Source organism: Spirosoma sp. KNUC1025, from assembly GCF_045160025.1.
GTDB lineage: Bacteria > Bacteroidota > Bacteroidia > Cytophagales > Spirosomataceae > Spirosoma.
Genome location: NZ_CP087139.1, coordinates 6,168,261 through 6,188,317, shown reverse-complemented (window position 1 = coordinate 6,188,317; position 20,057 = coordinate 6,168,261). Strand labels below are relative to the sequence as shown.

The window sequence follows — 20,057 nt, the reverse complement described above, 5'->3', positions numbered from 1 at the left end:
ATTCTGCCAGTTTTCGCCTATGAGTTCATTTTATACGCCTGATTATAGCCAGTATTCGACTAGCGATTTTGTGCTGGATGAATCGTTTCGCCGTTGGGTGCTTCAGCCCGACGAACAGACGATGTCGTTCTGGCACACATTCATGCTTCGATATCCCGACCAGCAGGCTATAATCAACGAGGCAAGTAGTATTTTACTCCATCTGCGCGTGCGTCATGACGATCTGGCCCACGCGAGTCAGGAACGTATCTGGCAGGTTCTGGAAGCCGCTTACGATCGGCAACCATTGCCTAACGATCAGCAGGCAAACCGCCCCAATTCTTTCCTGAAAAAGTTTGTGAATTATCCGTTCAGAAACTGGCGGGTGGCTGCTTCTTTAACGGGGTTATTACTGTTGGCGGGTGGTGGATGGGCCTGGAAACAATATTGGAAACGACAGGAAGTACATACCAGCTATGGCGAACAACTCAGCGTAACGCTGCCGGATGGCTCATTGGTTCGGCTCAATGGCAACTCGACGCTAATCTATCCGAACAACTGGCAAGAGCAGGGCGATCGGGAAGTGTGGCTCGAAGGGGAAGCGTTTTTCAACGTCGCTAAAAAGAAGTCTCCAGCCGGACGGCTAAAATTCATAACGCACACACCCAATCTGGATATTTCGGTATTGGGAACGCAGTTTAACGTAAACACACGACGAGGTAATACGCTGGTTGTGCTGGCCGAAGGGAAAGTAGAACTATCGAAGCCAAACGACAAGAAAGCTCACGTAATTCGGATGAAGCCCGGCGATCTGGCAATGGCTCAGGCCGGAATCGAACAGGTAGCGATTCAACCATCTAAACCCCAACTTCATACAGCCTGGATCAAAAACCAATTTGCTTTTGACAACATACCACTACGGGAAATTGCCCAGCAACTAAACGATACGTGGGGGGTAACGCTGATTTTTGAAGATAACGCCTTAGCCGACCGACGGTTTACAGGCAACCTGTCGAGTCAGGACCTGGAAACCTTGATAACGACCTTAGCTACCACCTTCGATCTGGAGGCCGATCGGAAGGGAAATGAAATTTATCTGCGCAGACCCTGAAAACGAATTACATGTATGCATAAGCTAAGCCTGTGATCTAACAACGTCTTTTTAACTCTATTTTTTGCATGAAAAAAATATCCTTAACCCTTTCATTCTGGATGGCAGGAACGGCACTGGTAACTTTACCATTTTCCGCAACTGCACAACTGCTGACCCGAGCCCAGGTCAACACGGAGCATCATCCAGTGGATGTCCGCCCGAATAAGGCGCGGTCGATCAAGAAAGCCCTGAATGAACTGGAGCGACGTTATAAAGTAAACTTCGCTTATGAAGAAAACCTGATTGCGGGGCGACTGACAGAGGCCGAAACGGAAGCGCCAACTCTGGAACAAAATCTGGAGCAACTGGTGAGCGAGCAGGGCCTCCGTTTTCGGAAAATCAAAGACAATCTTTACGTTATTCAGTCAGCCACTAAACCCGAACCCGTTACGGCAAACCCCCCGGTCGCGTCGGGCGAAAATCGTTCCGACGCAGTCCCTGAAGAAGTAGTTGCCCGACGTATCACCGGCCGGGTGACCGATGAGAACAACACGGGTTTGCCCGGTGCCAACGTCATCGAAAAAGGAACCAATAATGGTACTACAACAGATGCCGGGGGCAACTTCAGCCTTAATGTGAGCGACGCGGCTACAACACTGACCATCTCCAGTGTCGGGTATATCAGTCAGGAAGTTACTATCGGCAATCGTACGACTATCAACCTGCAGCTTGCGCCAGATAACCGAACCCTCGATGAAGTGGTGGTGGTATCGTATGGTACGGTAAAAAAATCGAATCTTACCGAAGCCGTAAGTATCGTGAATGTAGCCGATGCCAAGAAAGTGCAGGCGGCCTCGGTCGTTGACCAGATTCAGGGTCGGGCGGCTGGCGTTACGGTCGCTTCGACGGGTGGGCAGCCTGGTGCTACAGCCAGTATCAAAATTCGGGGGTCTAGTACGTTTGGCTCGAATCAGGACCCTATTTACATCATTGATGGAGTTATTATTGGCAGTGCCGCTGCCGACTTCAATCCCAATGATATTGAGACAGTTACCGTATTGAAAGATGCTGCCGCCACAGCCCTGTACGGATCGCGGGGGATGAACGGTGCTATTGTGATCACCACCAAACGGGGTAAAGCCGGCAAGGCGTTAATTGAATACAATGGCTATTACGGCGTGCAGAACATTGACCACAAGCTGCCCCTGGCGAAACGCGATCAGTATATCCGAACCTGGACGGCCGCTTACCAGAATGGTAAACTGCCCGTTCCGGATTTTGGCAAGGGCGGTTATGATACCGACTGGCAGGCTGAACTGATCAAACCCGGTGCGATTACCGATCATAACGTTAGTATTTCGGGTGGGGTTGACAACGGCGCGGGCAACAGCTCAAACTACCGGATTTCAGGCGGTTATTTCTCACAGGATGGCACGATCCGGGGGCGTAAACCCGATGGAACAGAAGTAAGTCCGTATTTCAAACGGTATTCGGCGCGGGTCAATGCCGGGACTACCCGGGGTAAACTTACCGTTGGTGAATCTGTATACTTAGCCTATACCAATGAACGGCGGGTAATCGGTCAGCCTTTTGACAATGTCATTCGGATGCCACCCACCATACCCGTTTTTGACCCGAACAATGCCAGTGGGTACGGATACGGTAATGCCGATAACGCTACGTTCGGCACCAATCCCATCGGTCAGCAGGCTAAAGATGATAATCTGGTTAACAGCTACAAACTGTTAGGTAATATATACGGCCAGTACGCTATTCTGCCCTGGTTGACGTACCGCCTGAGCGTAGGTCTGGATTTCAGCAGTTACCAGAATAAGTACTTTGCCCGGCCCGGCGCATTAAGCTATAACAGCCCCAGTGCACCCAACGGTATTCTCGACGACCGGAGTGGCCGATTCTTCAACACCCTGATCGAGAACACGCTGAACATCAGCAAAACCTTTGGTAAACATCAGTTTTCGGCCCTGTTGGGGTACACCCGTCAGCGCTTTGATCAGAACGAGATTTACTCGCATACAGAAGGCATTGTGGGTGAGTTTTATCAACAGGGCGCTGGTACGGCAAGCCCACGTACGGATGGTTTTTCCAGTATTTCCGGATTGATCTCGTATCTGGGTCGGGTCGATTATACCTTTAATGATAAATACAATATCGAAGCGAACCTGCGCCGGGATGCTTCATCGAACTTCCCCAAAGACAACCAGGTGGCGTACTTCCCGTCTGTGTCGGCTGCCTGGAACATCAACAAGGAAGCGTTCATGCAGAGTATAACCGCTATTGGTGATCTGCGTTTACGCGCCAGTTACGGGTCTGTGGGGAACCAGGCAATTGCGCCTTACTCACTCGATCCAACTATTCAGCCCAACCTGAACTACGTACTGGGTGGCGGTAACACAATCGTTCCGGGTGCGTCAAACCGGCAGCTTCAGAATTCAAATCTGAAATGGGAAAGCAAAACCACAACGGATGTGGGCCTTGATGCTACCTTCCTGAACGGGAAAATTCAGTTTCAGGCGGATTATTTTTATTCGCTCTCGAAAAACCTGCTTCTTCGTGTGCCTTTGCCCATTACGGCCGGTAACCAGGGCGATAACCCCTACGATAACCTCGGAAAGATTGAAAACAAAGGCTTTGAGCTAAGCGTAACCTATCAGGATAAGAAAGGCGATTTTCGATATAGCGTAAATGGCCAGCTAACCAGCATCAAAAACAAAGTTTTGCAGTTGGTGCCAAGTAACGGGAACCAGCCGCTGTATGGTTATGGTCAGATTACCCGTACGGCCGTAGATGGCCCGCTGGCAGCTTTCTACGTACTGCGGCAGGCGGGTATTTTCCAGAATCAGGCGGAGATCGACGCAGCAGCCAAACAACCGAACGTATCGCCGGGCGATGTGCGCTATGTCGATACGGATGGAAATGGTCAGATCAATAATGACGACCGGCAGATTGTTGGTACGCCTTTCCCGAAATTTGAATATGGTGCCAATGTTTCGCTGGCCTACAAAAACCTTGAGCTGACTATTTTCTTTCAGGGCGTATCGGGTAATTTACTCTTCAACCGGAGCCGTAACTGGACTGATCGCTTCGACGACGTTCAGAATGTTCGGTCGGACGTGACGTTCTGGACAGGTCCGGGCAGCTCTTCCACCACGCCCAAACCCATCAAAGGGGACCCCACGCTAAACCCTGCTTTTAATACCGACCGCTGGGTAGAGAGTGGTGCCTATGGCCGGATTCGGACCATGCAGCTAGCTTATAATTTCCCGGCAGGTATGCTGTCAAAATGGAAAATGGGTTCTGCCCGGGTGTATATAAACGCGCAAAATCTACTGACCATTACGAAATATTCGGGCTATAATCCGGATGTGATTGGCGATGTAGGGTCGGGGGCTCAAAACAGTAGTAACTATATCGGACGGGGTATCGACCAGGGCAACTATCCGGTGTCTCGCGTCATTAGTGCAGGGTTACAACTGAGCTTCTAGAAAAAAATCATTCGAACACTCGTATAACACGACTTCAATATGAATACGAAAACACTGGCGCTGACTGCGATGATGACCGGAGGAATCCTGCTCAGTTGCAGCGAGAGCAAACTGCTCGACCAGGTAAACCCCAATCAGGCCTCGACGGCGACATTCTGGAAAACTTCCGACGATGCCATCAAGGGCGTTAATGCCGCCTATAGCGCCATGCAGGACCGGCGGTTTTCGCTCTGGATACGTTTCCTGACTGATCTAAGCTCCGACGAAGGCTATAGCCAGAGTCCCTGGACTGATTTGGGTAACATCAGTAAATTCATCGTCACCGACTATAATATTCCGATGAATATTGAGCCCTTCCAGGCGGCTTATCAGGGAATCTACCGCACGAATCAGGTGCTGGAAAACGTACCAAACATCAAAATGGACGCTACGTTGCAAAAACGAATACTGGCCGAAGCCAAAGTGATTCGGGCGTATTTTTATTACAATATGGCGAATATCTGGGGAAACGTACCGCTGGTACTAAAGTCGCAGACACTAAGTGAACGCCCGGCGCAAAATACGCAGCAACAGGTTTTTGAACAGGTCATTAAAGACTGTCAGGAGGCTGCAGTTGATCTGCCCGACGGCTATACGGGCCTGGATGTAGGGCGTTTGCATAAGTACAGCGCTATTGCCCTGATTGGAAAGACTTACATGCAGCAGCGCAAATGGGCAGAAGCTGCCACAGCTTTGAAGCAGATTATTGACCAGACCCCCACGCGATTTGATTTGGTTCCTGATTATAAGGACAACTTTACGACTCTGCTGGAGAATAATAAAGAATCCTTGTTCGAGATTCAGTATTACGATGAAAACGAAAGTAAAGTAGGGGGAGCCGTTAACTATGACGTAGCGGGTGGGTCAGAATCCTCTGAACATGCTCAGTTTTTTGGCTTAAGAAACACCACTGGATTCGACAAAGGCGGTTGGTGCGACGGACAGCCGACGAAGTGGCTTTTAAACGAATTTCTGAAAGAAAAAGACAAGAACGGCAACAAAGACTACCGACTCGACTATACCATGTTCTATAGCGGTAGTACGCTAAAACCGCATGGTTATACCTATGCGGATCTGACCAGGTTGGCGGCCGGCAGTGATTACTTGCCGGAGCGGGACCGCTTCTGGATTAAATACACCAATTATTACCAGTCGACCGACAGCTATTTCTCAGGAATTAATGATCGGGTGATTCGTCTGGCGGATATTTATCTGCTGTACGCTGAAGCGCTCAACGAACAGGGGCAAACTGCGGCCGGTATTCCATTTGCGAATAGAGTTCGGGCGCGTGTTAACATGAACGCACTCCCTTTGACGATGACGCAGAACGATTTTCGGGTGCAGCTACGTCACGATCGGGTTGTTGAATTAGCGGGCGAAACACAGCGTTTCTGGGACATGAAACGGTACGGTATTCTTGGCCCCGAACTGGCCGGACCCGATGCCGGCAAGAAGCCAGCGAACGAATCTGATTTCGACACTGATTTCACTACGTACCAAAAAGGGAAAAGCGAACTTTATCCAATTCCGCTCTACGAAACCGACGCTAACCCAAACATCAAGCAAAATCCGGGCTGGTAATCAGCTTATTGCAGATATGCTAAATAAAAACCCCCGACAAAGCAGTTTGTCGGGGGTTTTTATTTAGCAAAATCGGTGTGATTATTTCTGGAACGAACCAAAGATGTAATCCCACATAGGCGTCGATACGCCGTAATTACTTTCGGGATTTTTATAGTGGTGAACGCTGTGGTTAATCCACAATTGCTTAAAGAAGTTTTTCGGTGGCGCGTAAGCATGAACGATAAAATGCGTAGCCAGATATCCCGAATAGCCAACCAGAAAACCCGGGAAGAACGCATAGGCCGCTTCGCCCATCATCAAAAAGAAGATACCAAAGAAGAAAGCCGCCACAAAAATGGCCAGCGCCGGAGGCATAGCCAGCCGGGTTTTATCTTTCGGATATTCGTGGTGAACACCGTGAAACGTATACTGGATTTTGGCACGCTGGGGCGTTGATGGCGCCAGATGGTAGAGGTAGCGGTGTAATACGTATTCGAACAGCGTAAAGACAAATAGCCCCCAGCAAACAGCAGCCCGATGGTTCCGTTACTCATGTCGGTATACGTAAAGGCATACCAGCCAAGAAACGCCGAAAGCACAAGCCACATGGAAATAGGTACCATGATGTGCGTCCGCGAAAGAGCCTCCAGAATCGGATTATCGAACAACTTTTTTGTACCGCTATTTTTAGGCCGGGTTTTACCGTGTCCCGCCATTGTTTGCAGTTTTTCCGTAGTTGACTCCATAAAGAAACAGGTTGATTAAAAAAGTAATAATACAATAACGTTGCTATTAATAACGGCTGATTAGAAATGCCCTATTTTTCTCAGGTGGCAGCCAAACTAGCGCTAACATAGCTCAATACCAAATTTGTGAGCACAAAAGTACAAGGAAAACAGGTTCATTACTCAAACTAGTAAATTTAGTTTACTATCTTGGTTATGTCTTACTTATCTCCAATTGATCAGAAATCTTCTCTTCCATGGCTTTTACGTCGCCTTTGGGCAGCTTCGGTCGGATGATAAGCCGGAGTGAATTGCTGTAAGTGAGGTAATTAGCCATCCAATTCAGAAAGATGAACAAACGGTTTTTTACCCCGACAATCGACATCAGGTGAACGAACAGCCAGGTTAACCAGGCAAAGAATCCCTGAAATTTTAAAAAAGGCAGATCCACCACCGCCAGACCCCGGCCAATGGTAGCCATTGTTCCTAAATCGTGGTACGTAAATTCTTCCGGTTGTTCATTACGGACCCAGTGCATCATATTCTTAGCCAGATGCCGCCCTTGCTGAATGGCAGGCTGCGCTACCTGCGGATGACCATTCGGCCACTTCTCTTCGGTCATCAGCGCTACGTCGCCAATTGCAAAAACATCCGTGAAACCCTGCACCTGATTGTATCGGTTCACCAGCACACGACCTCCGCGTCCGATAACTTCCGGCGGTAAACCAGCCAGCGGATTGGCTTTGACACCCGCTGCCCAGATCAGGTTGTTGGTCCGAAGTGTCGAGCCGTCATTCATGGTCACGGTACGTCCATCGAAATCCTTTACGCGCGTATTCAGGCGTACGTTTACCCCCAGCTTTTGCAGATAGGCCAGCGAATGTTCCTGCGAGTCGACAGACATTGGTCCAAGCAATTCCCCGCCAGATTCGATGAGGTAGATATCCATCATCTTGAAATCCAGCTCAGGATAATCTTTCGGTAATACGGTCTTGCGCATCTCGGCCAGTGTGCCACAAAGCTCCACACCGGTTGGGCCTCCGCCTACCACTACCACATCCATCAGCCCCTCTTTTTCGTCCAGCGTTTCGACACTCAGCGCATCTTCGAAATTCTGCAAAATCCGGTTGCGTAAGGCAATGGCCTCGGCCACCGACTTCATCGGCAAGGCTTTTTCGATGATGTTCTGCTGGTTGAAAAAATTGGTATCCGCACCAGTAGCCATAACCAGATAGTCGTACGTAACAGAGCCCAGGTCCGTATCAATGGTTTTGTCGGCCGGACGTATACCCGTTACGTTCGTTACCCGAATATGAACGTCTTTGCAGTCACCGAACACAGAGCGAAGCGGAAACAGAATGGAGTTGGCTTCCAGACCAGCCGTAGCTACCTGATAGTACAAGGGCTGGAATTCGTGGTAGTTTTGTTTATTAATCAGCACTACCTGGAACTCCTTTCGACGTGATAATTTGCGGGCCAGCTTCAGTCCACCAAACCCTGCGCCAACGATCACAATCCGCTTTCGGTCTGTTTTAGGTATGTTTGGATTCATTTGTTCAATGAATAATTGTTAATGAAGAATGGATAATTCATCAGGCATTATCCATTACGTTCTGCAAAACCCGCTCATAATGGGCTTCGTAAAGCGGCAAGATACGCGACAGCTCAAACTCTTTCGCTCTTGCCAGTGCGTTTTCTTTAAAGGTTGGCAGATTGGCATCGTCTAACACATAAAGGGCATTTTTTACCATGTCATCCACATCGCCAACCGGGCTCAGGAAGCCCGTTACCCCCTGAACGTTTAACTCGGGCAAGCCTCCCGCATCCGACGTAATGAGCGGTACTTCACAGGCGAGTGCTTCAAGGGCAGCCAGACCGAAGCTTTCATTTTCGGATGGCATCACAAACAGATCCGCTACCGAAAGCACCTCTTCAACGGCGTCCAGTTTCCCCAGAAAACGCACCTGGTCATAAATCCCCAGCTCACGTACCAACCGTTCGATTCGGGCACGTTCCGGGCCATCGCCCACGAGCAGAAGCTTGGCCGGTGTTTGCTGCTGAACGTGATAAAACATCATAACCGCGTCGTCGATTCGCTTCACACGCCTGAAATTTGATGTATGAACAATCAGCTTTTCTCCGTTTGGGCAAATTGCCTTCTTGAAATGTTCTTTCTGCTGTCGTTTGAACCGACTCAGGTCAACAAAGTTTGGAATTACCTCAATTTCACGATGAACGTTAAAATGTTTGTAGGTGTCCTGCCGCAGATTTTCGGAAACGGACGTAACCCCATCCGACTCATTAATGCTGAACGTAACGACGGGTTCATACGAAGCATCTTTACCAACCAGCGTAATGTCGGTACCGTGCAGTGTGGTTACTACGGGAATGTTCCGGCCCTGCGAGCGAAGAATCATTTTAGCCATATAAGCCGCTGATGCGTGTGGAATGGCGTAGTGAACGTGCAGCAGATCAACGTTTTCGTTCAGCACCACATTCACCATCTCGCTCGTCAGCGCGGATTCGTAGGGGGCATACTGAAACAGGGGGTAGGAGGGTATATTTACTTCATGGTAAAACACATTTTCATTGAAAAAATCGAGTCGCGGTGGTTGTTGGTACGTAATGAAGTGAATCTGGTGGCCATTTTTCGCCAAAGCCTTACCAAGTTCAGTAGCAACCACGCCACTTCCCCCGAAGGTTGGATAACACACAATGCCAATTTTCATGCGTGAGATATGAGTTTGTCTCTCAACAACAAACGGGAGTAAAAAGAATCCCTAAAGACTGGAGAAAAGGGTAAGAATGGGGGAAAGGGAATAAGGGAAGAAAAGAGGGGAGGAAAAAATAAAGGACGTAGTACCTGTAACTCGTTTCCATCCGCTCTTTCTTCCTCATACTCCGTTCCTCCTTCTTCTAAATTTTCTTATTTTTGATAAAAAAACGGTCATGGTGGCGCGTCAGTCCATACCTTTCTCGGCCTTCACATTCGGATTTCTGCGACTTATCCGCGTGCAGAACCTGTTGATTGTGGTGCTGACGCAGTTTCTGGCCCGGCTTTTTCTGGTTGGCTCTACAACAACCGGCCAGCCTACCAGTTATTTCCGTCTTCTGCTCGATCCATCGCTCTGGCTAATTTCCTTTTCTACAGTTTGTATTGCTGCTGCCGGTTACATCATCAATGATTATTTTGACATTAAAATTGATCTTATCAATAAGCCGCAGCGCGTAGTGATCGGGCGTTATCTCAAGCGTCGGGTGGCCATGGGTGTTCATCAGATACTGAATATAATTGGCTGTTTGATCGGGCTTTATCTGAGCAAATGGATTTTTCTGGCCGATGTAATTGCCGTATCGTCGCTGTGGTTCTATTCGGCTCAGTTCAAACGGCAGCCCTTAATTGGTAACATTATCGTTTCGCTCCTGACGGCTCTTTCGCTTATCGTTATGGCCATTTATTACCGTCATAATACGGGTATGCTGCTGATGTATGCGTTCTTTTCGTTTGGCATCTCAATGATACGTGAAATCATCAAAGACATGCAGGACATTCGGGGAGATGCCCGCTTTGGCTGCCGGACGTTGCCTATCGTATGGGGACTGCGCCGGACTAAATACCTGCTTTACGTATTGATTGGAGCTTTTGTCATCAGCCTTTTTTTATCGCTCTTCCACTGCAGAATTTCCGGCTGAATTTCATCTTTTTACTGCTTCTGATTCCGCTTACCTGGCTTACGTACCGGTTGGTTCTGGCCGATACCCGGCGTGATTTCGGCTACCTCAGTAATCTCTGTAAGCTGATTATGCTGCTCGGCGTTGTTAGCATGATTTGGGCATGAGGTTATTAATAATGGATATTCTTTACTGTGAAAGGATGATGGCCGCTCCGGCTTTCATTAGCCAGTAACATTTGCCGTTCCCTCAAGGGATTAGCGATCAAATTCAGCTTTAGGTTACCTTTGGCTTATACCAAACTAAACCGATTTGTTGCATGAAAACGCTTGTTCTTTCACTGCTTTTGATGACTACCGTATTGACCAGAAGCTGGTCTCAGGAGTGCATGGGTATGACGTTCAAAACGGGGATGGGTTTTGAGTTGAGTACGTTCAGTGCCAAAGACAAGCCTACCGGCAAAATCACCTATCAGGTAAAGGACGTTCATAAAGAAGGCAGCTCGACGGTGATGGATATTACGGCGCAGTTTCAGGATGAAAAAGGCAATCAGCGAGCCCCTTACGCGGTTCATTACACCTGCACGGGTAGTGAACTGATCGCCGATCTGTCGGGAATGATGCAGTCCATGCAGACCAACAATTCGAAAGATATGGAAATGAAGATGAAGTCCAATCAGTTGGTGTATCCGAACAAGCTCAGCGTCGGGCAGAAACTCAGCGATGGCCAAATGGAGGCTGAAATGATCGTTGGTGGGAACCCCATGAGTACAATGACCATGACGATGAAAAACCGCCAGGTCGACAGTCAGGAAAGTATTACGACGCCCGCCGGAACCTTCAATGCGTATAAAATCTCGTCAGATATGAATACGGAGAGCCGAGTTATGGGCATTCCCATTCGCGCAAACCTGCATGTGATTAGTTACAGAACTGATAATCAGATATTCGATGTTAAATCTGAGACCTATCGAAACGGTAAACTGATAGGCTATATGCTCCTGACAAAAATAAACTGACAGACTCATGGGCTGCGCCGATACACATCAGTCATTGAACCATTTAATTCCTTTGCCTATAATTTCTGAGTCATTTCGCAACTTTGTTGCAGAAAAGTCGGTTAACAAGAGTACAATTGCCGCAAAGCATTGTACTTTTGCGCTTGCTCATGAAAACAGATTTTCTCTCCCGCAAAGCTGACTATATTGGCATAACTGGCTCCATACTGTGTATTATTCACTGTTTGATTACGCCCGTTCTCCTGATGACGTCAGCTGTTTTTCAGGATGAACAACTGCGAATCGGCTATCTGAGTCTGGATTATGTCTTTATCGGCGTCAACATCATCGCCGTTTATTTTGCCACCCGGCATTACGCCCCAGCCATCATTAAAAAGAGTCTTTGGGGATTTTTAGGCTTGTTTACCATTGCCCTTCTTCTGGAAGACGTAGCGCCCGCCTTTGAGTACCTTGCATATCTGGCTTCGGCTGGCTTGGTTATCACTCACTTAATAAATATCCGGCAGCACCGTGTCAGTCACGTGCATTAAGTCTGAACCAGGATTTTATTAAGATTGTAAAGATTTTCAGGAGTGTTAAATCCTGTTCAATCTTTTAAATCTTGGTGGAATCCCGGTTCTAATTTGCGCTGAAGGCCCGGTTGTTGATGAACGTATCGTCGGAAAGGGTTTTCAGAAAAGCGATGACCTGTTTCTTTTCCGTGTCGGTGAGAGCAATACCCAGTTGTCCATTTAACTTAAGAGCTGGGTCGAGGGTGGGGCTGTCATTGACACCACTCCGATAATGATCAATCACCTGCTCCAGTGTAGTAAAACGACCATCGTGCATGTAAGGAAACGTCCGCTCGACGTTACGTAAGCTTGGTACTTTGAACTTCAGTCGGTCGGCTTCGTTCAACGTGATTTTGTAGCGCCCCTGATCATTGATGGCGGCAACAGGCAGGCCATTGTTCCGATAGCTTCTGTCCGTAAATAAATCGGTAGCGTGGCAGGTCGCGCATTTCTGCTGAAATACAGTCAAGCCGGCTACTTCATCACTGGTCAAATCGCCACCAGCCTCTTTCCGAACATATTTGTCGTACCGGGAGTCAGCCGAAACGAGCGTCAGCAAAAATTGTGAAATCGCTTTCAAAAAGCGGGCCGTCGTGACCGTATCGGAGCCGAACGCAGCTTTAAAAAGAGCCGGATATTTTGGACTCTTCTGCACTCGACTTAATGCATCCGAAAATTTAAGATCCATCTCAACGGCATTCTGAATCGGGGTCATGGGCAGTTCATCCAGACTGGTGACGCCCCCATCCCAGAAAAACTCGCGATCCCAGGCCAGGTTTTGTAAACCCGGTACGTTACGTGTTCCGAATTTGCCGCCAATACCATGACTGAGAGCGTGGTCGGAGTGGCCGAATCCCGCAAATTGCTGATGACAGAATCCACAGCTAACCGTCGTATCGCGCGAGAGCTGGGCATCGTAGAACAAGGATTTGCCTAAGGCTATTCCCTCAGCCGTTAAGGGATTGCTGGTTAAATCATAGATGACATCCGGAAAATTAGCCGGTTTTCGAAGCGCTACCGGCGTTGGCTTATACGTAACGCCACCTCCTCCCGTGCCCGGATCGGGCGTCGGGTCGGGTTCCTGGCTGGTTTTACAGGCCACCGCTAATCCAAACAAAAACAGGCTGACTGCAAGCCAGTTATATTTTGTTGATATGGTCGACGGTTTCCTCATAAATTCTTCTGCAACTGATCATAACTGATCATTTGCGCGTAATTGTCGGCAATACTGCCGGAAAAAGGCTCAAACATCACCGACGAATGCTGAGCTATACTCAAATGTGTTGTGCCGTTAAAAACCTTCAGCGCATCCGTTTTTAGACGGATTGTTGGCGTAACAACGGTTTCTACACTGGCTACATCGTTTCTAAACAAAATTGTTGCCGTTCGAAGGTTGTTGATCGTTTTCTTCCCATCGTAACCACCACCAAACCCGCCAACATGGTACAAAAACAGGTTGTTCTGGGTGGCGGGTGCTGCTGGCGACGTACCTTCCAGCTTCATGAAAATATAGCCGCTGTTCCATTCCCAATACATAGGGTCATGCGTGGTTAAACCAGGATCAAGAACGCCCGTACGTTTACTGATATCAGCCAGACTCCGTAAACTATCAACGCCAATCAGGAACGTAAGACCGGTATAATCGCCAGCGGGAACGTTAGTCAACGTAACGGTTTGTGAGGCAGGCAGATCTTCCTGAATAAGGAAATAGCTACTATCCTGTGGAACAACGTATTCGCTGCCATCCGCTTTGCGGAGCCGTATGTTACTGACGAAATAATTAAATCGTGTAAGCGTAAAGGATTCCCCGGCCGCATTCTGATACGTATCGGAGCCTAACTTCAAGTCCGACGAGCCAACCATATTGTCGAAAACAATACGCATCCGGCCCGTCGTAGCCGGATCAAATGACGTATCGTTATCGGGCGTATCGCAGCTAACAACAGCCAACGCGATAACCAGCGCCGATAGTAAACTAAGCAGAAAAGTAGTTTTCATGACATGCGCGTAAAAACATATACAGTAAGGTAACGCACATAAAATCAAAATCATGTGAGTGAAATAGATTAAATAATGATGAGAGCACTGGTTGTAAAGCTTATTAAAATGGAGTTCGATGTCTGTTTTTAGCCAGGCACAGCCAGTTGACAACTGTAATTTTATCTGCTGTTACGCCTTTAGATTTATATTATATTTTGAATTTATTGTAATTAAAGAGAAATAATAGAAGTAGATAGGCTTTAGCGGGAAATAATATTTGAGACAGTCTGAATGCACTGTATATTTGATAAGTTCGTAAGCGGTACAACAAAACAGACGGCATAACTCACCTCCCTCTTTTTCCTGTTTGTGAGTTCCTGACTACTCAGAAAGATATTCGTTACTCTATCAATTGATGTGTTAAGACCAACGTTCTCCTATGGCAATCAATCGTCGTGACTGGCTCCGGGCCAGTATGTTATCTGGTCTGAGTCTGGCAGCTGCGCCAGCCGCCTTTTGCGAACCGGAACCCGAAATGCCTGTTGGCTACAAAGCTCCTAAAGGTGCTCAGAAAGCCCGGTTGTCGGCCAACGAGAACCCCTATGGCCCCTCGCCAAAGGCATTGAAAACCATTACAGAAGCTGCTCCGGATGGGTATTTGTATGCAATGGAGTATGCCCGTCAGTTTCGTAAACAGGTGGCCGAAACGGAAGGCGTACCCGAAGACTACGTTCTGCTGGGAGCTGGTTCGGGCGAACTGCTGACGGCGGCTTCGCTGTGGGCCGCTTACCGGCCAAATGCGGGACGTACCATTGTGGCACCAGACCCAACCTTTGACCAGCTTCCTCGTGCGGCTATGAAACATGGCATTACTATGGATCGTGTGCCACTTGTAGCGGCCGACGGGTACGATATCAATCTGAACAAACTCAACGAGCGGGTAGGTAGCCAGACCGGCATGGTATACCTCTGTAACCCTAACAACCCAACGGCTATTATCGTGGATCCGGCCAAACTGCGGGCATTCTGCGAATCCGTTGGCGCGAAGACGCCGATTCTGGTAGACGAAGCCTACATTGATTATACGCCCGATCCGAAAGCTTATTCCATGGTCGACATGGTGAAGAAAGGAAGCAATGTGATCATCACGAAAACCTTCTCGAAAGTACACGGCTTTGCTGGACTTCGGACGGGTTACATGATCGCCAAACCGGAATTGCTCGAACAGATTGCTAAATTTTCCACTAGTGGCAGTGGCATGAGCATGACTACGCTGCGGGCGGCAATGGTGAGCTTGCAGGACAAGGATTTTGTGAAGTTTTCGCTGGGTAAGGCTAAAGAATCGAAAGACTATCTGTACGGCGTACTGAAGCAGCATAATTATGAACCGCTGCCATCGGGGGCCAACTTTGTGATGTTTCCGATTCGGATGAAAGGCGAAGATTTCGTTGGCCGGATGATGGAGCAGGGCGTAAGTATCCGGCAATGGAAATTCGACGGTCAATACTGGTGTCGCGTAAGCCTCGGCACAATGGATCAGATGAAAGCCTTCGCTGATGGGCTAAAAACAATTTCGTAAAAGACACGTAGCGTGGCCGAAGAACAGGCCAATAAAACTCATTGAAAGGCAAGTGGTGACATTCTGTGTCACCACTTTTTTTATGGAATTTTTCAACAATACTCTGGTTAATACTGACAGTACGGTATCTCACAGATAAACGATTTTTCTACCGTGTCGTTCCGTTCAAATAGACCCATAGGACTGGTAGCAATCTTAGCTATTTACGGGCTTAATCTAACGTAGCGCGAACTAAACCCGAGCATTAGTCATTAGTCCATGTTACGTTATTATTTGATTGCAACCCTTTTTGTTGGATCAATCCGTAGCCATAGTAGCGCACTGACGAGCAGGCAACCCGCAATCATAAAAAGTGGGTAATTGAAATTGTTGGTTTGCTTGACAATGGTACCAAACAGGATGGTAATGAAAAAGCCGCCCAGTTGCCCCGCGAAGTTCATCGATCCTGCCACCGTTCCCGAATTTCGCTGGCCAATATCGACGCATACGGCAAACGCTACGGGTAACGCCAGATCTTTCGACAAGACGCACATAGCCAGTAAATAGCCAGCTGTCTGGTTGTCAGTTGTTAAGCCTGCCAGCAGAAAAAACAGACTCGATAGCCCCAGGCCGCCTATACCTACTGCCCGGCGTCCTATTTTCAGACCATACCGTTTGGTCAGTGCGTCACTTAACACACCACCGACCAGGCAACCAATAGCTCCCAGAAAGTACGAAAGGGAAATGAAATTTTTGGTTTGGTCTTCGGTCATTCCCCGTCCTTCCTGAAAATACACCGACGACCAGTTCGTGAAGAAATACGACCCGTAAAAAAACAGATGGCACATCAGCATCAGCGCCCATAAATCGGGGTTGCGGATAATGGTTGTCCAGGGGATGCGGTGGTCTGTAGGCTTGCTGCTACGTTCGGCCTCTATCTTTTTTACCTCTTCGTCGCTGATTCCTGCTTTTTCGGAGGGCTCATCGCGAAACCAGCTGTACCAGCTTACGGCCCATATGACGCCTAAAACGCCTAATACCGCAAAGGCCCACCGCCAGCCTACCGCATGAACCAGCGGAATCACAACCAGCGGAGTCAACGAACCACCCAGGCGTCCGGCGGCCCATATAGCCGACTGGGCGCGTCCAACTTCCACAGCAGGAAACCAGCGGGCAATTACGATCGACGCATTGGGATAAGCTCCTGCTTCACCAATTCCGAACAGAAACCGAACGACAAGCAGATACAGGAAATTGAAAGCCGTGCCGGTAAGGGCTGTAAACCCCGACCACCACAGCACAACCCGCGTCAGAACACGCCGGGGACCAATTTTGTCGCCGAGGGCGCCGGTAGGAATTTCGAACAGCGCGTAAGCCAGCGAAAAGCTTCCCAGTATCCAGCCAAATTGTTCGTTATCGAGCTGTAAATCCGTTTTTACATACTTGCTTACTACGTTCATACAAACGCGGTCGAGGTAAGTAATGGTTGAGAGCAGGAATAAGCCCGTAAGAACGCGGTAGCGGACCTTCATAAGACGCAGGGGAGGGGAGTAGAGGGAAAGACCAAAAATACTTATGGGTTTGTCATTATACCCACCGACGACCAACGTATTTTTACAGCATGTCAATTGTATCCATCGCTCCACTTACTGAAAGCCTGCCTGCTTTCCTCGATTCTCATGATTTTTCGGACATCGCCGTTATTGCCGACAATCATACGTTCCGCTATTGTTACCCCGAACTAAAACCCCTTTTGCCGAAGCATACGCTTATTCGCATTAAATCAGGGAAGAACAAAAACACCTTGCCACCTGTGAACTGATCTGGGAGGCTCTGACACGGGCCAATTTTGATCGCTATGGGCTGGTCATCAACCTGGGCGGGGGGGTCATTGGCGATATGGGTGGTTTTTGTGCCGCTACGTATAAGCGGGGTATCGCTTTTGTCCAGCTGCCCACTACGTTACTGGCCCAGGTCGATGCCAGTGTGGGCGGCAAGCTCGGTATCGATTTCCGGGGCTTCAAAAACCATATTGGCGTCTTTCAGCAGCCCGATGCCGTGCTGATCGATCCGGCGTTTCTGGCTACGTTGCCCGAGCGCGAATTACGGTCGGGTTTTGCAGAAGTAATCAAGCATTGTCTGATTGCGGATGCCAATATGTGGGAGGTGATACGTCGACGTGAACTGGATGAACAGGACTGGCCGACTCTGGTGGCTCATTCCGTAGCGGTGAAGAAGCGTGTGGTGGCTGAGGACCCTACTGAAAAGGGCATACGCAAGATTTTAAACTTTGGTCATACACTCGGCCATGCTGTAGAAACCTACTTTCTGACCCAGTCCCGAAAGCGCTTGCTACACGGCGAAGCCATAGCGGTAGGCATGGTTGCCGAAGCTTTTATTGCGTTTCACAAAAAAATGATCGATCAATCGCTGTTGGACGCAACCGAAGAGTACCTTTTTTCCGTATATGGGAATGTGAAGATACTGGATGAGGATATTGAGCCGATTCTGGCGCTGACTCTTCAGGACAAAAAAAACCGGGGCAATCAGGTTCGTATGGCGTTGCTGGATGGACCTGGAAGTTGTACCTATGATGTCACCGTAACAACCGCCGAAATGCGTCGGGGACTGGAGTTTTACCGGGGCCTAACTAAGAATTAAATTTTGGTGAATACTTCATTGTTTGCCAAACATTTACGATTATATTTGGGTTCGACCAACAAAGTATCGTCATTATATAGATTAACCTAATTCGTCTATTGAAAACATTTTACAACTGTGGGTATGAAAAAGTGCATCGGAATTCTCTTTACCCTGGCCGCTCTTGCTCTGGCGGGCTGTTCGTCGAGTCGGTTATTTGTGGAGCATGATTACAGCTACGAAGGCCATTTCAAAAACTACGAATCCTTTAATTTCCTGGAGTGCGAATTTGTCGACTCCACCCTGCTTTGTTCCGACATTCAGGATGCCATTCGGCACCAAATGGAAGCGCGGGGATACCGTGTCAGTAACCGTAATCCAAATCTCCTGATTTCGTATAATATCTTCCGCTCCGATCTTCGTTTCCGGGGGTATCAGCAGCCTGTTATTAAAGACTGGGTTGTTCGGGAAGATGATGACGCTACATACAAACGTATTGATTACAACCTGGACGAAGGTACGCTGATGATTTCGCTCATTGATGCCGAATCGTACCAAGTGATATGGAAAGGTTATGCCTCCAAGATGATGCGCAACCAGAATTTCAAGAATAACTATTTCAAAGGCATTGTCCGGTCAATTTTCGACCAGTATCCGTTGATGGCGACAGTCAAATAGTGGATGAGTGTATAATGAATAATGGGTAATGTATAATGACTGTTTATAGCATTATATATTACCCATTATTCATTACCTGGTTAACTCCTTAAAAATTCCTTCCAGCGAATTTTCCTGTTGACGAAGCCCCACCAGCGTAAGATTTTGATCGGCGGCAAGTCGAAAAATAGTTACCCGTAAATCGGTAGTTGGGCTGGCCGTAATGCGGTATTGACCCTTTCCCAAAGGTTCTACCCGTTCAACACCCGGAATGGTGCTCAGTACGTTGGCGGATGGTAACTCACTTTCAAATTCTGCCACCACGACAATACCTTCACTGGCTGAAGCACTTCGTAATTGGCTCAGAGTAGCATCTGCCACAATTTTACCCCGATTGATAATCACCACCCGGTCGCAGATGGCCTCGACTTCCTGCATGATATGGGTTGAGAAAAGCACCGTTTTATCGCGCCCGGCATCCCGTATAACCTGACGAATTTCAGCTAATTGGTTGGGATCTAACCCCGTTGTTGGCTCATCCAGAATCAGAACGGGCGGATTATGAATCAATGCCTGCGCCAGCCCAACGCGCTGCCGATATCCTTTGGAAAGCTGCCCGATCTGTTTGTGCTGCTCTCGGCCCAAACCAACCAGCTCGATCATGTCGGTGATACGTTGGGTTAATGCCGAACCCGCCAGACCATGTAGGGACCCCGCAAAGCGCAGGTATTCTTTGACGTACATATCCAGATAGAGCGGATTATGCTCAGGCAGGTAGCCGACGCTCCGTCGAACGTCCATCGGGTGGGTCCGAACGTCGAACCCATTGACATCTACCGTCCCGTCGGTTGGGGGAATATAGCCTGTTGCAATTTTCATGGTTGTGGATTTTCCGGCACCATTTGGGCCTAGAAAGCCAACAATTTCGCCGGGCTTTACCACCAGTGAAATCTGGTCGACGGCACGTTGTTGTTTATATTCCTTGGTAAGATTTTGAACTCGGATGGACATACGCTACAGTTACTGCTGACTAATGAACGACGGATTCTGGACGATTGGCATACGATGAATGGGAACGC

At 48.4% G+C, this 20,057-nt stretch carries 13 protein-coding genes and 3 pseudogenes; 9 read left to right on the top strand and 7 right to left on the bottom strand.

From position 1 onward, the window contains the following. Window positions 1–19 precede the first annotated feature (19 nt). The 3 genes from LN737_RS27100 (at window position 20) to LN737_RS27090 (ending at window position 6,195) form a co-directional block, all read left to right on the top strand. Window positions 20–1,090 (top strand): FecR family protein, encoded by a 1,071-nt coding sequence (locus LN737_RS27100; protein ID WP_405513787.1) that lies wholly within the window; start codon window positions 20–22, stop codon window positions 1,088–1,090. A gap of 68 nt (window positions 1,091–1,158) precedes the next feature. After that, window positions 1,159–4,575, top strand: coding sequence for a TonB-dependent receptor (locus tag LN737_RS27095; RefSeq protein WP_405513785.1), 3,417 nt, complete (start codon window positions 1,159–1,161; stop codon window positions 4,573–4,575). Between the two features lie 39 nt (window positions 4,576–4,614). Next, window positions 4,615–6,195, top strand: a complete 1,581-nt coding sequence (locus tag LN737_RS27090; RefSeq protein ID WP_405513783.1) for a RagB/SusD family nutrient uptake outer membrane protein — start codon at window positions 4,615–4,617, stop codon at window positions 6,193–6,195. Window positions 6,196–6,276: 81 nt separating this feature from the next. On the opposite strand, the pseudogene LN737_RS27085 reads toward LN737_RS27090, so the two are convergent. The 3 genes and pseudogenes from LN737_RS27085 to bshA all read right to left on the bottom strand — a co-directional run bounded on the left by LN737_RS27085 (window position 6,277) and on the right by bshA (window position 9,631). Next, window positions 6,277–6,923: pseudogene (locus LN737_RS27085) on the bottom strand (sterol desaturase family protein). 193 nt (window positions 6,924–7,116) lie between these two features. Beyond that, window positions 7,117–8,454 (bottom strand): NAD(P)/FAD-dependent oxidoreductase, encoded by a 1,338-nt coding sequence (locus tag LN737_RS27080; RefSeq protein ID WP_405513781.1) that lies wholly within the window; start codon window positions 8,452–8,454, stop codon window positions 7,117–7,119. 40 nt (window positions 8,455–8,494) lie between these two features. Then, entirely contained in the window at window positions 8,495–9,631 is a 1,137-nt protein-coding gene (gene bshA / locus LN737_RS27075; RefSeq protein ID WP_405513779.1) for an N-acetyl-alpha-D-glucosaminyl L-malate synthase BshA, read from the bottom strand. Window positions 9,632–9,851: 220 nt separating this feature from the next. Between bshA and LN737_RS27070 the strand changes: the two are divergent. The 3 genes and pseudogenes from LN737_RS27070 (at window position 9,852) to LN737_RS27060 (ending at window position 12,122) form a co-directional block, all read left to right on the top strand. Then, window positions 9,852–10,741 (top strand): annotated as a pseudogene (locus tag LN737_RS27070) (geranylgeranylglycerol-phosphate geranylgeranyltransferase). 152 nt (window positions 10,742–10,893) lie between these two features. After that, a complete protein-coding gene (locus LN737_RS27065; protein WP_405513777.1) occupies window positions 10,894–11,592 on the top strand; it encodes a hypothetical protein in 699 nt (232 codons plus the stop codon). 149 nt (window positions 11,593–11,741) lie between these two features. Next, entirely contained in the window at window positions 11,742–12,122 is a 381-nt protein-coding gene (locus LN737_RS27060) for a MerC domain-containing protein (protein ID WP_405513775.1), read from the top strand. Between the two features lie 88 nt (window positions 12,123–12,210). On the opposite strand, the gene LN737_RS27055 is transcribed toward LN737_RS27060, so the two are convergent. Beyond that, entirely contained in the window at window positions 12,211–13,317 is a 1,107-nt protein-coding gene (locus tag LN737_RS27055; protein ID WP_405513773.1) for a cytochrome-c peroxidase, read from the bottom strand. Next, window positions 13,314–14,141, bottom strand: coding sequence for an MbnP family protein (locus LN737_RS27050; RefSeq protein ID WP_405513771.1), 828 nt, complete (start codon window positions 14,139–14,141; stop codon window positions 13,314–13,316). The genes LN737_RS27055 and LN737_RS27050 overlap by 4 nt, the downstream gene beginning before the upstream one ends. A 421-nt stretch (window positions 14,142–14,562) precedes the next feature. On the opposite strand from LN737_RS27050, the gene LN737_RS27045 reads away from it, so the two are divergent. Then, window positions 14,563–15,702 carry a histidinol-phosphate transaminase gene (locus LN737_RS27045; protein ID WP_405513769.1) on the top strand — a complete coding sequence of 380 codons (1,140 nt, stop codon included), beginning with the start codon at window positions 14,563–14,565 and terminating at the stop codon, window positions 15,700–15,702. Window positions 15,703–15,971: 269 nt separating this feature from the next. Here LN737_RS27045 and LN737_RS27040 read toward each other — a convergent pair whose 3' ends face one another. Then, a complete protein-coding gene (locus tag LN737_RS27040) occupies window positions 15,972–17,213 on the bottom strand; it encodes an MFS transporter (RefSeq protein WP_405513767.1) in 1,242 nt (413 codons plus the stop codon). Between the two features lie 89 nt (window positions 17,214–17,302). Between LN737_RS27040 and aroB the strand changes: the two are divergent. After that, window positions 17,303–18,342: pseudogene (gene aroB / locus LN737_RS27035) on the top strand (3-dehydroquinate synthase). Between the two features lie 123 nt (window positions 18,343–18,465). Next, the gene (locus LN737_RS27030) at window positions 18,466–18,999 is read left to right on the top strand and encodes a DUF4136 domain-containing protein (protein ID WP_405513766.1); all 534 of its coding nucleotides are present in this window, start codon (window positions 18,466–18,468) and stop codon (window positions 18,997–18,999) included. A gap of 72 nt (window positions 19,000–19,071) precedes the next feature. Here the strand turns inward: LN737_RS27030 and gldA are convergent, their stop codons facing one another. After that, complete coding sequence (gene gldA / locus LN737_RS27025) at window positions 19,072–19,989, bottom strand: gliding motility-associated ABC transporter ATP-binding subunit GldA (protein WP_405513764.1); 918 nt, start codon at window positions 19,987–19,989, stop codon at window positions 19,072–19,074. Between the last annotated feature and the right edge of the window lie 68 nt (window positions 19,990–20,057).

What these genes read in the sequence shown, in the direction of transcription:
- LN737_RS27100 (WP_405513787.1), top strand. Translation starts at nt 20, where the DNA reads ATGAGTTCATTTTATACGCCTGATTATAGCCAGTATTCGACTAGCGAT.
- LN737_RS27095 (WP_405513785.1), top strand. Translation starts at nt 1,159, where the DNA reads ATGAAAAAAATATCCTTAACCCTTTCATTCTGGATGGCAGGAACGGCA.
- LN737_RS27090 (WP_405513783.1), top strand. Translation starts at nt 4,615, where the DNA reads ATGAATACGAAAACACTGGCGCTGACTGCGATGATGACCGGAGGAATC.
- LN737_RS27080 (WP_405513781.1), bottom strand. Translation starts at nt 8,454, where the DNA reads ATGAATCCAAACATACCTAAAACAGACCGAAAGCGGATTGTGATCGTT.
- bshA (WP_405513779.1), bottom strand. Translation starts at nt 9,631, where the DNA reads ATGAAAATTGGCATTGTGTGTTATCCAACCTTCGGGGGAAGTGGCGTG.
- LN737_RS27065 (WP_405513777.1), top strand. Translation starts at nt 10,894, where the DNA reads ATGAAAACGCTTGTTCTTTCACTGCTTTTGATGACTACCGTATTGACC.
- LN737_RS27060 (WP_405513775.1), top strand. Translation starts at nt 11,742, where the DNA reads ATGAAAACAGATTTTCTCTCCCGCAAAGCTGACTATATTGGCATAACT.
- LN737_RS27055 (WP_405513773.1), bottom strand. Translation starts at nt 13,317, where the DNA reads ATGAGGAAACCGTCGACCATATCAACAAAATATAACTGGCTTGCAGTC.
- LN737_RS27050 (WP_405513771.1), bottom strand. Translation starts at nt 14,141, where the DNA reads ATGAAAACTACTTTTCTGCTTAGTTTACTATCGGCGCTGGTTATCGCG.
- LN737_RS27045 (WP_405513769.1), top strand. Translation starts at nt 14,563, where the DNA reads ATGGCAATCAATCGTCGTGACTGGCTCCGGGCCAGTATGTTATCTGGT.
- LN737_RS27040 (WP_405513767.1), bottom strand. Translation starts at nt 17,213, where the DNA reads ATGAAGGTCCGCTACCGCGTTCTTACGGGCTTATTCCTGCTCTCAACC.
- LN737_RS27030 (WP_405513766.1), top strand. Translation starts at nt 18,466, where the DNA reads ATGAAAAAGTGCATCGGAATTCTCTTTACCCTGGCCGCTCTTGCTCTG.
- gldA (WP_405513764.1), bottom strand. Translation starts at nt 19,989, where the DNA reads ATGTCCATCCGAGTTCAAAATCTTACCAAGGAATATAAACAACAACGT.